This window comes from Arsukibacterium sp. (assembly GCF_036735525.1).
Lineage (GTDB): Bacteria > Pseudomonadota > Gammaproteobacteria > Enterobacterales > Alteromonadaceae > Alishewanella.
Genome location: NZ_DAINOE010000014.1, coordinates 27545 through 40261 on the forward strand (window position 1 = coordinate 27545; position 12717 = coordinate 40261).

The 12717-nt window shown below is 50.4% G+C and carries 11 protein-coding genes; 9 read left to right on the top strand and 2 right to left on the bottom strand.

Going from position 1 to position 12717, the window contains the following annotated elements:
• Nucleotides 1-7: 7 nt before the first annotated feature.
• The 5 genes from V7D78_RS04650 to V7D78_RS04670 all read left to right on the top strand — a co-directional run bounded on the left by V7D78_RS04650 (nt 8) and on the right by V7D78_RS04670 (nt 4230).
• Nucleotides 8-1870: a penicillin-binding protein activator gene (locus tag V7D78_RS04650; RefSeq protein WP_333607265.1), complete on the top strand. Its 1863-nt coding sequence runs from the start codon at nt 8-10 to the stop codon at nt 1868-1870.
• A 22-nt stretch (nt 1871-1892) separates the two neighbouring features.
• The gene (locus tag V7D78_RS04655) at nt 1893-2237 is read left to right on the top strand and encodes a YraN family protein (protein WP_333607266.1); all 345 of its coding nucleotides are present in this window, start codon (nt 1893-1895) and stop codon (nt 2235-2237) included.
• A 12-nt stretch (nt 2238-2249) separates the two neighbouring features.
• A complete protein-coding gene (locus tag V7D78_RS04660) occupies nt 2250-2849 on the top strand; it encodes an SIS domain-containing protein (RefSeq protein WP_333607267.1) in 600 nt (199 codons plus the stop codon).
• A gap of 4 nt (nt 2850-2853) precedes the next feature.
• Nucleotides 2854-3417: a division/outer membrane stress-associated lipid-binding lipoprotein gene (gene dolP, locus V7D78_RS04665; protein WP_333607268.1), complete on the top strand. Its 564-nt coding sequence runs from the start codon at nt 2854-2856 to the stop codon at nt 3415-3417.
• 147 nt (nt 3418-3564) lie between these two features.
• Nucleotides 3565-4230, top strand: a complete 666-nt coding sequence (locus tag V7D78_RS04670; RefSeq protein WP_333607269.1) for an N-acetylmuramoyl-L-alanine amidase — start codon at nt 3565-3567, stop codon at nt 4228-4230.
• A gap of 28 nt (nt 4231-4258) precedes the next feature.
• On the opposite strand, the gene V7D78_RS04675 is transcribed toward V7D78_RS04670, so the two are convergent.
• Entirely contained in the window at nt 4259-6298 is a 2040-nt protein-coding gene (locus V7D78_RS04675) for a site-specific recombinase (RefSeq protein WP_333607270.1), read from the bottom strand.
• Nucleotides 6299-6426: 128 nt separating this feature from the next.
• On the opposite strand from V7D78_RS04675, the gene V7D78_RS04680 reads away from it, so the two are divergent.
• Nucleotides 6427-6909 carry a PaaI family thioesterase gene (locus tag V7D78_RS04680; RefSeq protein WP_333607271.1) on the top strand — a complete coding sequence of 161 codons (483 nt, stop codon included), beginning with the start codon at nt 6427-6429 and terminating at the stop codon, nt 6907-6909.
• A gap of 18 nt (nt 6910-6927) precedes the next feature.
• Here V7D78_RS04680 and V7D78_RS04685 read toward each other — a convergent pair whose 3' ends face one another.
• Complete coding sequence (locus V7D78_RS04685; RefSeq protein WP_333607272.1) at nt 6928-9846, bottom strand: ligand-binding sensor domain-containing diguanylate cyclase; 2919 nt, start codon at nt 9844-9846, stop codon at nt 6928-6930.
• Between the two features lie 255 nt (nt 9847-10101).
• Between V7D78_RS04685 and gmk the strand changes: the two genes are divergently transcribed.
• From gmk to V7D78_RS04700, 3 genes are all read left to right on the top strand, one after another.
• Nucleotides 10102-10734: a guanylate kinase gene (gene gmk, locus V7D78_RS04690; RefSeq protein ID WP_333607273.1), complete on the top strand. Its 633-nt coding sequence runs from the start codon at nt 10102-10104 to the stop codon at nt 10732-10734.
• A gap of 92 nt (nt 10735-10826) precedes the next feature.
• Nucleotides 10827-11102, top strand: a complete 276-nt coding sequence (rpoZ, locus tag V7D78_RS04695; protein WP_333607274.1) for a DNA-directed RNA polymerase subunit omega — start codon at nt 10827-10829, stop codon at nt 11100-11102.
• Nucleotides 11103-11215: 113 nt separating this feature from the next.
• Nucleotides 11216-12717 (top strand): RelA/SpoT family protein (locus tag V7D78_RS04700; RefSeq protein ID WP_442886501.1); only part of this gene is annotated, 1502 nt, incomplete at its 3' end.

The window sequence follows — 12717 nt, forward strand, 5'->3', positions numbered from 1 at the left end:
AGGTCCTATGGTACTGTGCATTGTGAAATCCAGCAAATTAAAGCCCATTGTTTTCTGTAGTCTGCTCGGCGTGTTGGCTGGCTGTAGCCAGACCCCGCAGCCAGTTGTCAGCACACCAGCGACTGAGCAAAAGATTGAGCCTGAAGTGGTAACGGGCATCAGCGCTCAGCAACGATTGCAGCAAGCCCGCCAGGCACAGGGCGAAGCGCAGCAGGTACAGTTACTAAGAGCAGCCCGGCAGGCATTGCAAGAGGGTGAATATCCGCTGGCGCTGGCCATTACCGAAAATCTGCAGCACAGCAGCTACCCACTGATTGTAAAACGTAATCTGCCGCTGCTGTTGCAGGCCTATATCAGCAATGGCGAGCTAAGCCGGGCTGAGCAGCTGTTACAGCACACCGCGCTTAGCGCCCTTGAGCAAACAGACAGAGCCGACTTTATCTGGCTGGGTGGACAGTTTTACTCCAGCCAGCGGCGTGATTTAGCGGCCAGTCGTTTACTGCTGCAACTGGATGTAATGCCAGCTCGTAGCCGCTACCCCGAACTGTGGCCATTACTGTGGCAACATTTAACAGCACTAAACCAGCAGCAGCTGCAAAGCTTACGCCAGGGCAATCAGCCACGCACTGACGCCTGGCTGGCGCTGGTCGAGCTGAGCCGCAGCTATATTGGTCAATATCAGCAATTGCAGGCGGCACTAGAGCAATGGCAGCTACAACACCCCTTTATGCCAACCCTGGCCGAGCTGCCACCTGCACTGCAGCAGCTAAGCCTGTTGCAACCCTATCAGCCGCGTAAAATAGCCGTACTATTGCCACTGCATGGCCAGTTTCGTCAGCATGCCAGAGCGCTGCAATACGGTATTCTGGCTGCTGCCAGCCAACAGCCAGGCGCGGGTTTAATTTTTCTGGACAGTGAGTTGGCACCAGAGCAAATACAGCAACAATTAATATCAGAGCAGGTAGATTTTGTGATAGGCCCGCTGCTGCGCGAGCAGGTTGATCAAATCAGTGCCTTGCCCGACTGGCAATGGCCCACCTTGTTTTTAAACAGCCGGCCACAGCTGTTAAACAGCCGGGGGCAGCAGCAAGCTGCACTGGCGCAACGCTTTTACTTTGCGCTAAGCATGGAAGATGAAGCCAGCCAAATGGCCCAGCTGTTTGCGCGAAAAGACTATAAGAACCCTGTTGTCATCAGCGCCCGCAACCCGATTAGTTTGCGCATGCAACAGCATTTTGCCCAGCAATGGCAGCAATTAGGCCACCAAGCCCCGGAGCAGTATCAGTTTGCGGCACGTGAAGAGCTCGAAGCTATTATTACTCAACTATTAGAAACCGATGCCAGTCGCGAGCGTATTCGGGCCTTATCAGGCCTGATCACTGAAAAACTGGAAACCGACCCACATAGCCGGCTAGACATTGACGCCATCTACTTACTGGCCGATGTCACCCAAACCCGTTTATTTAAACCCACTATAGATGCTTCCGTCAGCCAGACTGCGCCTCGCTTGCCTGTTTATGCCAGCTCACGCAGCTTCAGCACTAACCTGGATAGCAACGATCAACGCGATTTAAACGGCCTGACCTTCACCGAAACCCCCTGGTTAGTTGGTAGTGCCCACAGCCAGCCGCTGCGCGAGCAACATCAGCAATGGTTGGGCGATCAGGATGAGGCGTTGCAACGCTTATTTGCCATGGGTTTTGATGCCTATCAGTTGATTGGCAGCCTGAAACAGCAACAAAAATTAACTTCTTTAAGCTTTGACGGTCTGACCGGGCGGCTCAGCTTATCAGCGCAAGGCAGTATTATCCGGCAACTAAGCTGGGCCACCTATCGTAATAACCGCCTGCTGGCGATTGAAGAGCCCTGAGCTCTGAACGATAAGGGCGAATATGAACGATAAGGGCGAATTTTACGAGCAGTTAGCGCTGGACTATTTGCAGCAGCAGGGGCTGACTCTGGTCACCCGCAATTATCAGTGCAAAGCCGGAGAGATTGATCTTATTATGCGCCAGGGACCGCAACTGGTATTTGTAGAAGTAAAGTACCGTGCCAGTAATGCCTTTGGTGGCCCGCTGGCCGCCGTGACACCAGCGAAACAGAAAAAATTTGTACGCACTGTACGCTGGTATCTGCAGCAACATGGCGGCCAGCAACAAGCCTGCCGCATTGACGTATTGGCGATTGAGGGGCATGCGCCCTACCAATACCTTTGGCTGACCAATGCTTTTAGTTAACAGGACCCATTGATGCAAGAACATATCCGGCAACTTTTCAGCGAAAATATTCAAACGATGATTGCCAGCAGCGAGGCGCTGTCTGGGCCCATCGAACAAAGCGCGCTAATGATAGTGCAGAGCCTGATTAGTGGTGGCAAGGTACTCTGCTGCGGTGATGGTGCCAGTGCCAGTCTGGCCGGACACTTCGCGCAACTGCTGCTGGATCAGTTTGAAACCGAGCGCCCCTGTTTACCGGCACTGGCATTGCAAGCAGATATGTCGAGCCTGCAACCTGGCAATCAGATTAATGCCCAGTACCTGGCGCGACAAATCAAGGCGCTGGGGCACAATGCCGATGTGTTACTGGTCATTTCGCTCACTGGCGCGGAACATAGCCTAATAAAAGCGGTCGAAGCGGCACTGACTAATGATATGAAAGTGATAGCACTGACCCCTGATAACATGTCCCCTGATAATAATGGCGAGCTATCGGGGCTGTTAAATCAGCAGGATGTAGAGCTGAAAGTGACAGCACACAGTCCGGCCCGTTTATTTGAAAGCTACACCTTTTTGCTACACGCATTGTGCGAATTAATTGATATGACGCTGTTTCCACAGCAAGGAGAATAACACCATGTTTAAACCCGCTCTGATCCTCGCCGGCCTGCTGCTGTTACAAGGCTGTGCTGCTGCAGTAGTGGCCGGTGGTGCTACTGCCGTTGGCTCTGCGACTGATCGTCGCACCCTGGGCTCACAAATTGATGACAGCGGCATCGCCATTAAAGCCCGCCGCGCTTTGGCGGATGACCCTGTGACCTCTAAAGGCGGCAATCTGGGTGTTACCAGTTACAATGGCGTGGTATTGCTGACCGGCCAAGCGCTGACCGAGCAAGTGTGGCAACAAGCGGCAGTGCTGGTGCAGGATATTGCCAGCGTGAAAGAAGTACATAACCAAATCCGCTTGGGCAATCCCACTTCGCTTACCACCCGCACCCGCGACAGCTGGATCAGCACCAAGGTGAAAAGTCAGTTACTGGCTGATAGCGACGTCAGCGGCTTAAATATCCGCGTCGTCACCGAAAACGCCGAAGTCTTTCTAATGGGTTTAGTCGGCGGCGCCGAAGCCGATAAAGCCGTAGATATTGCCCGCAACGTAGAGGGTGTATCGCGCGTAATAAAAGCCTTTGAAAGACCTTAAGCTTCATCACTTATAACCGAAAGGGCATAAGCTAATAGCCTATGCCCTTTTTAGTCGCAAAACAAAGCAGGCTTTACTCCTGTAAAAAGTTTCATTTTTAGAAGCCATGCACCTATACCACTCTGTGTTTTGCTCTAAGGAATAGCGATGATTAAACTGTTGATAAGCCTGATGACGCTGCTCTTTGTTTTAGCTGTGGCGGCTGATGTGCCTGATGAGTTGGAAATTATTCAAAAACCCATAGTATTTGATGAACAGCGCAAGGCGCTGACCTTGCAGTACATGCAGGAGCGCTACACTATGGTGCAACAGGAGCCTACTATTACGCCGCGGATGGTAGTGGTGCACTGGACGGTGATCCCCACTTTACAACAAACCTTTGACGCATTTAACCCGCCCTTATTGCCTGTAGCGCGTGACGGTATCCGGGCTGGAGGCGATTTGAATGTGTCCAGTCAGTTTGTGATCGACAGAGACGGCAGCATCTATCAGTTAATGCCCGAAACCACTATGGCGCGCCATACTATTGGCCTTAATTACACCGCCATAGGCATTGAAAATATTGCCGATGGCACAACGTTACCAATGACAGAAGCCCAGCTGCACGCCAATGCCAGGCTAATACGTTACCTGGCGTCAAAGTACCCGATTGAATATGTTATAGGTCACAGCGAGTATCACTTATTCAGACATACCCCTTGGTGGAAAGAAACGGATGCCAATTATTTTACGGAAAAAAACGACCCGGACATTGCCTTTATGCAACGGCTGCGTAGCAAGCTAAGCGACTTGTCGCTAAGCCCTTTACCCTAAGTTTCACATGAGATAACTCTGCCTGCTGCTATTCATCTGTTTTAACAGGATCATTTGGCTTTTCATCAGCTTTTTTACCGCCTTGCATGGCTTTTTGCACTGCAACAACCGGGAAAAACAGGTGCAACGGGTTTTGTTTAGCTTGCTCAAATAAACTTTTAAATAACAGCGGCAGTTTATTGATACGGGTACCACGGGCACGCAGCGCCACGCTCAGCGCCAAGGTAAAACTCACCCAGAGATTTACAAAGCCAATCATCAGCACAAACAATAAATGCTTTAAAAAACTCAACAGGCCAATATCACCACTCACGCTACTGTAGCCCAGGTTTGCCGATGAAAACGCCACATGGCGGATATCAAGGGGTAAACCACTGACGTAGCCAATATATCCTGTCATGCCCAGCAGTACACCAAAAAAGAAATTGCCGGCCAGAGCGCCATAATTATCGTGCATATAATCAGCCAGCTTTTTGCGAGGGCCGTCTTTGATAACTCTTTTTAAAAATGGATGCTGAAATAACCTTAATCGCAGTTCTAAACAGTTAGCGCGATTATCAAAAAAGCCAGCAATAATACCGGCACAAAATAACCAGCAACCGGCAATGCCAGCATAGATCAAGGCCAGGCTGCCAACAGGTGAAATTGCCGCTAGCTGATAACCGACCACTTCTGCATTGAGTAACGGCTGCCCCTGCCACCAAAAAGCGATCAGCGCTATGCTACTGGCCAGTAAAATCGCACTGCTGACATTGCCCCATACCGCCGCCCATTGTGAGCGGTTTACGTCAATAAGCAAGCTGGCCAGTTTTTTGTTCACAGCCCTGCCGTTTTCGCCGCGCTCTACCTCCTGCGCAAAGCTGGCGGCTGTCATCGCCGGCTGTTTAGTGGCAATAGTAAAATGCAGCACATGCACCAGCACAAAACCCAGACCATAGTTTAAACTCACTAACAGCGCTTGTTGAAAGGGGGCCAAGCCCAGGCTTTCAATGTATATTTTTAGCAGTGCCATCAGCGCAATTATCACGCCGGCCCCTGCAGCCGAGCGCATTAACTTAAAAAATTGTTCACTGCTACGGGTAATATAGTGCTCACCATGACCACTTTTGTTCACGGTAATACTTTTAGAAAGTAGCTGAGTGCTGCTGCGCCACAGTGCAGTGATACTTAACTGTTCAGTGCTGGATTGCGCCAACTCGGCCACCAGGCCAAAAAGCTGCTGTTGCTGGCTATCAGGCTCACTGCTTATCAACAGCACCAGGCTATCAATCCTATCCAGCGTTTGCTCTAATCGCTCTAATAAGTGAGACACCGACACCGAACTGCCCAAACCGGCGCCTCGCCGCCGCAAGCGCTCGAGTTGCTCGCGTGACTGCGCCATCATTACCTGCAGATGATCCGTCTGCAATAACGGCTGCCCGGCATCCGCTAACTGACGCCTGGCACTATCGACAAAGGCATTAATTTCGCGATTCAGCGCAATAAAGGGCGAGTCAATCTGGCTTAGGCGGCGGTCGAGGCGCATCAGCTCGGGTTCAATTTCTTCTGCTGCCACCCAAATGGCCAGCATTTCCAGCGCATATAGCATTTCTTCACGACAATGCAGAGATAAAGCTGCCACCACCTGAGGGTCGGCCTGTTTTAGCAGTATCTGGTAGCAGCCCAGCAGTTTGTCACTGTTGTCGGCCGTTAACCAGTCGGCATTGGCTTTGCCGCTAAATAATTGCACCAGCACATCTTTAAAATCGCTTTGCTCGCGCGGGGCCGGATTTATCCGCTCATATAGGCGCGAGGCCATTTCCCTGAAAAACCCACGCCGTGAAAAAATGCCTAACTGCACCAGCGCAGGGTAAATATTCATGCCGGCTAACCAACTAAATAGGGTATTAGCAATGGCCGTTGCATGCTTAGGATTTTGCTGCAGCGCTTCATATAATTTGTTGACCCGTTGCTGCTCTACCCCCAGCCCCTGATAACTTAGCCATTGGATTAACATGGTGCTTAAGGTCAGCGCACAAGGCTGTGCCGATAAACTTCTGACTAAGGGTACTGCACCTACTGTATCCATCCACTACTCCTGTTACTGCCGAAACATACTTACTATACCCTAAAAAGTGGCGGCTGCGACAAAGCTGCCTTGTCAGAACAACAAACAGAGTGATAAGCTCCGACCAGTTAACTTAAATGGAGTCAGTGATGCCTGAGTCATTACGCAAAGCCAATTGGGGCCTGAAATTATTTGCCTGGCGCTATATCCCGCTGATTGGCTTTTGCTCACCGAAAATTGTCAGCATGAGCAATAACAGCCTGGAAGTGACCATGCCGCACAGCTGGCGCACTAAAAATCATTTAGGCAGTATTTACTTTGGTGCGCTGGCAATAGGGGCCGATTTAGCCGGCGCCTTTCTGGTATTCAGCAAAGCCAAAGCGCTGGGGGTGAACGCCAATTTTGCTTTTAAAGACGTTAAAGGCGAGTTTTTAAAGCGGCCTGAAGCGCAAGTGCATTTTCGAAGCGACGATGGCGCTGTGATAGATCAAATGATTCAACAATCACTGGCCAGTGGCGAGCGAATTAATGAAACCGTCAATGTTATCGTGACCTGCCCCAGCCTTTATGGCGATGAGCCGATGGCAAAATTCAGCCTGACCTTATCCGTAAAAGCCAAAGCGAAGCGATAGCCATTTTACCCGCGAATGTTAAACAGTGACGCTTTTGTCACTGTAAAACTTAACTGCACCACTTAGCAGCAGTTCAGGTAAATCGCTATTCTCTGGCAGCATCTGGCTTTCCGGCAATAATAAATAGCCATCTCGGCCGTGCGCTTTAATCCAATAAAGCGCCTGATCAGCCCACTGCAGCTGATGTTGCCAGTTGGCGTCAGCAGTAAAGCACACCGCACCTATAGAACAGGTCAGTGGTTGCGGCAATCCGCTCTGCTGCCAGGAAGAATCACGAATGGCCTGCAGTAAACGTTGTAGTACCTGAGGCGCATCAGCGCTGTCTTCCAGGATCAACAAAAACTCTTCTCCGCCCCAGCGGATTAAATGGTCTGTATTGCGACTTTTTTGCCGGATAAGCTGTGCTAACTGCTGCAATACCTTATCGCCAACCTGATGTCCGAGTTTGTCGTTAATGCTTTTAAAGTGGTCAGCATCCAACAGCGCCATCGTCAAGGCTTCTCCGCTTCTGGCGACGCGCGACAAAATCTGATCGATATTAGCATCCAGGTAATGCCGGTTAAACACCCCGGTCAACGCATCCTGCATACTCAGCTGTTGCAACTGCTGATTGGCTTGCTTAAGCTCATTCGTACGCTGCGCCACCAGTTGTTCTAACATCAGCTGCTGCTGCGCCAGCTTAGCCCATCGCCAACGGAAAATCAGCCACAACATAGCCAGTAACCATAGCAGAAGCAAAGTTCTGGCCCATAGGGTTTCATGCCAATAGGGCTGCAAGCTGATATCCATGGTTACCGGCTCACTCCAGCGATAATCTGCGGCGGCACGAACTTGCAAAGAAAACCTGTACTGGCCAGGGGGTAAATTGGTGTAAAACGCTTCCCGCCGGCCAGCTGCATCTACCCAGTCTTGATCAAAGCCTTTTAGCTGATAACGCAATGCCAGGGTCGCAGGTTGCCCAAACTCGGGGGCAGTAAACTGAACATGCCAGTTCCGCTGCTCTGCAGACAGCGCCAGCTGGCTGCCATGCAACCTCTGGCCACCGGTGGTAAGCGATTCAATAACAGGCTGAGGCACCAAGGTGTGATAGTAGAGTTGTGTCAGAGGCAAGGACACTACGCCATCGAGTGTGGGAAAGAATAGCCTGTTTTGCGACACGGCCCCCTTACTACTGCCGGCACCATTACAACACCGATGCGAGTCTGTCGCCGCACCGGGCCGGCGGTCATCAACCAGCATATACAGCTGCTGTAGCTCGCCTTGTAGCAGAGCAGAATACGAAATCCGGTAGAAGCCTTGTAAACTACTGATCACCAGAGAGTCATTAAATTGTTCAACATGCATCATGTTATTACCTGGCAATCCCGAGGCTTGATTAAAATAGCGCCACTGACCAGGTTGCCCCAGCATAAAGCCATGATCTAAACTGCCAATAAAGATATTGCCATCAGCAAATTGTTTAATCACGGTAATAAAGCTATCAGACAATGGATTGTCGACCGACTTAAGAAACCCTTCTGCAGTGCGCCAATACAGGCCGCTTTCGGTACCCACCCACAGCCGTCCCGCGCTATCCGGCAAAATGCTACGTACCATGGCCTTTCGTAACATGTCCGGCACGTCGTCTTGCTGCAGCCGGTCATTATCCAGATAAAACAAACCGCCCTGAGCACCTACCCATAATCTATTGGCTTCCGCCACCAGGCTGGTGATCAACATAGGGCTGTCGATAGCAATATTCCTTTGCCACTGCAAGGTATCCGCATCCAGTTGCGCCAGGCCATTGCGGGTCCCCACCCACACACGTTTATGCTGGTCCTGATAAAAGCTGTAGACAAACTTATTTGGCAAATAGGCGTTAGCATTCAGGAGAGAAAAACGGCCGTCTTTTAACAGCGCCATACCGTTACCTGTACCCACCAGTAACTGGCCGCGCCAGGGTTCTACTGCCCAGGTGTAAGGCTCCTGCAAACCTTCCGCTACCGAAAATCGCTGTGTCGGCACCTGGCGCACCCGTTTTAAGCCATGGGCCCGGCTACCCAGCCAGATATTGTTACGCTGGTCCTGCAACATCGTCTGGATCCAGATAAAATCGCCATCTTTGTTAAGTACCTTATCGGCACTGATTAGTTCACCGTTCACCAGCTGATACGTTTTCGTATAGGTAGCGACCCAGAGCTGCTGCTGCGGATCTTTGTACAGCATATCAATCCGGCTGTTGTTGTCCTGCTCAGGTAAGGGTAATTGCTGCCAGTGATCATCTAGAAAATGAAACAACCCAAGGTGAGTGCCCAGATAAACGCTGTTATTAACCACAGCTATATTACTAAACTGCAAGGGTGCCAGCTCTCGCGGTGCTGCAAACCATTGATAAGTGTCTAAATGCCATACCGCAAAGCCATGTTCGCTACCAATCCACACCTTGTCAGCTTGCTGGTGAAGCTGAAACACTGCCTTTTGGTGTGGGCTGTCAGCAAAAGCACCATTGCGCCAGAGGTATAATTTGCCGGCACCAATTAATATGGTGCCGTCAGACAATTCAGCAAAGGCCGATACCGGCCCGCTCAGGGGTGCCGCCGCATCATAACGACTGAACCGCTCGTTTTCCCTTACAAAAACTCCGTTTACGGTGCCTACCCACAGCCGTTGCTGCCGATCAACATGTAAAGCCGTAATCAGGCCGGAGCTTAGGCCGTCAGTGTTGGAGCTATTAAATACCGTAAATTGAAAACCATCAAAGCGCGCCAACCCATTTTGGGTGCCAAGCCAGATAAAACCCTGGGCATCTTCTGCTATCGCCGTCACAGAAATTTGTGGCAACCCGGACTCAACAGACCAAATCCGGTATAAATAATGCTGCTCATTAAAGGTCTGGGCGTTAGCCAGGCTAATGAGTCCGGCATACGCCAGCACTATAAAACTGATAGTTTTTAACAAAACGCCACCCTGAATACAAAAAAGCTCACTGCTATAATTTAGCATAGCGTTTTTTTGTCAACACACAGCTATTCTGACCAACGGCGGTTATTTAGGACCGACCGGTCATACGGTTGCAGTGGTGCTACCAGTTAGTACGCAAACCATCAAGCTACCTTATATTGCTCAATGCTTTAGTTAAGTTACACTTCGCTATTTGCACCAACAGTTGACTACGACTAAAATGGCGGCTTGCTATCCCGAAACGAGCCTTCTATGCAGGATTTAAGCGGTAACCTTTTTATCATCTCCGCGCCCAGTGGCGCCGGTAAATCCAGCCTGATCCAGGCGCTGTTGACACAGCAGCCCAACATGCAGGTCAGTGTGTCACATACCACCCGTGCACCACGACCTGGCGAAGTAGATGGCGTGCATTACCATTTTATTTCGGTAGACGAGTTTTTGCTGCGCATTAAAAACGACGAGTTTCTGGAATGGGCAGAAGTCTTTGGTAATTACTATGGCACCTCGCGCCAGGGTATTCGCGATAGCCTGCAACAAGGCATAGATGTCTTTTTAGATATCGACTGGCAAGGCGCGCGGCAAATTCGCGCAGCCGCGCCGGGCACCCTGGGCATTTTTATCTTACCGCCCAGCCTGACCGAGCTGGAGCAGCGCCTGACTAACCGAGGTACCGACAGCGCAGAAGTCATTGCCAAACGCATGGCGCAGGCCAGCAGCGAAATGCAGCATGCCGATGAATATGACTACCTGATCATTAATGATAATTTTCAGCAGGCGCTGAGCGAGCTGGAGCATATCGTATTAAGCCAGCGTAACAGTTACAGTTCGCAGCACAGTCGTCATCAGGGGCTACTGCAACAACTGTTGGCGATAACGGCAAAATAGCGTACACTATTCGGTCATATTATCCCTGAATACGGGTTGTTATTGACCCGTGTTGTTGAATATTACTATTCCTGATTATTTCGGAGTGCTGAATGGCTCGCGTAACCGTTGAAGATGCAGTAGATAAAATTGGTAACCGTTTTGACTTAATTCTGGTTGCCTCACGCCGTGCCCGGCAGCTGTCAGTGGAAGGTAAAGAGCCACTGGTAGATCGAGAAAACGATAAGCCTACCGTCGTAGCGCTGCGCGAAATTGAAAAGGGCTTAATCACCAACCGTATTCTGGATGAACAGGAACGTCGTGACGTGTTGCAACAAGAAGCCACTGAAATGGCTGCTGTTGCCGCTATTATTGGTTCAGACAACTAAAAATCCTGCCCAAAGCTTGCCAGCGGTGCTTTAGCCGTTGGCAACCGTGTTTTTTCAACGTATATTCATAAGAGCGTAACTAAACCCTTAGCTGTCGCAGTTTTGGAGCGCCTGTGTATTTATTTGAAGGTTTAAAAAACCAAATTAGTGCTTACCTGCCGCCGGAGCAGGTGCAATTGGTACAACATGCTTACGTTGTGGCCAGAGACGCGCACGCGCCACAAATTCGCTCCAGCGGCGAACCCTATATTACCCACCCGGTCGCCGTGACCAGTATTTTAGCTGACATGAAGCTCGACCATGAGACCCTGATGGCCGCATTATTACATGATGTGATAGAAGACACTCACGTCAGTAAAGCTGATTTAGCCCGCTTATTCGGCGATACCGTGGCAGAGCTGGTGCAGGGTGTCAGTAAGCTTGATAAAGTCAAATTTAAAGATTATCAGGAGTTTGAAGCCACTAACCTGCAAAAAATGTTTATGGCAATGACCCAGGATATCCGGGTGATCTTAATTAAACTGGCCGACCGCACTCACAATATGCGGACCCTGGGCGCACTGCGGCCTGAAAAACGCCGTCGCATCGCCAAAGAAACCCTTGAGCTGTATGCACCTATCGCTAACCGACTGGGTATTCATAACATAAAAAATGAACTGGAAGACTGGGGTTTTCAGGCGCTTTACCCAATGCGTTACCGGGCCTTGTCAAGCGCGGTAACGCAGGCCAGAGGTAACAGACGCGAGCTGCTGGAAAAAGTACAAAATGAAATTCGCCAGCGCATCAGCCAGGTGGGTATTCAGTCTGAGGTCAGCGGTCGCGAAAAGCACCTGTACAGCATCTATCGCAAGATGAAAAACAAAGAACTGATGTTCAATGATGTGATGGATATTTATGCCTTCAGAGTTATTGTTGACAGCATAGACAGTTGTTACCGGGTACTTGGTGTGGTGCATAACCTGTATAAACCCATTGAAATCCGCTTTAAAGACTACATTGCTATTCCTAAACAAAACGGTTATCAGTCGCTGCATACCTCATTAATAGGCCCGCACGGCATTCCGGTAGAAATTCAGATGCGCACCCGCGAAATGGATGAAATGGCCGACAAAGGCATTGCCGCGCACTGGATGTACAAAGTCAATGGCGAGCAGCGCGAATCGACCGCGCAAATCCGCGCTCAGCGCTGGATGCAAAGCCTGCTGGAACTGCAGCAAAGTGCCGGCACCAGCCATGAATTTGTCGAAAACGTGAAATCCGAACTCTACCCGGATGAGCTCTATGTATTTACTCCTAAAGGAAAAATTGTCGAGTTACCGATAGGCGCCACGGCCGTAGACTTTGCCTATGCCGTGCATACTGATGTCGGTAACCGCTGTGTCGGCGCACGCGTTGACCGACGGCCCTATTCGCTGAGCAAGGTGCTGGAAACCGGCCAAACCGTGGAAATTGTTACCAGCCCCGGCGGCAAACCTAATGCCAACTGGCTAAACTATGTAGTGACCAGCCGGGCTATTTTAGGTATTCGTAATTACCTTAAAAAGCAGCAACAAAATGAAGCCGTGAGTTTAGGTAAGCGTTTGTTAACCTCAGCCCTGGGCGAAACCAAACTGGA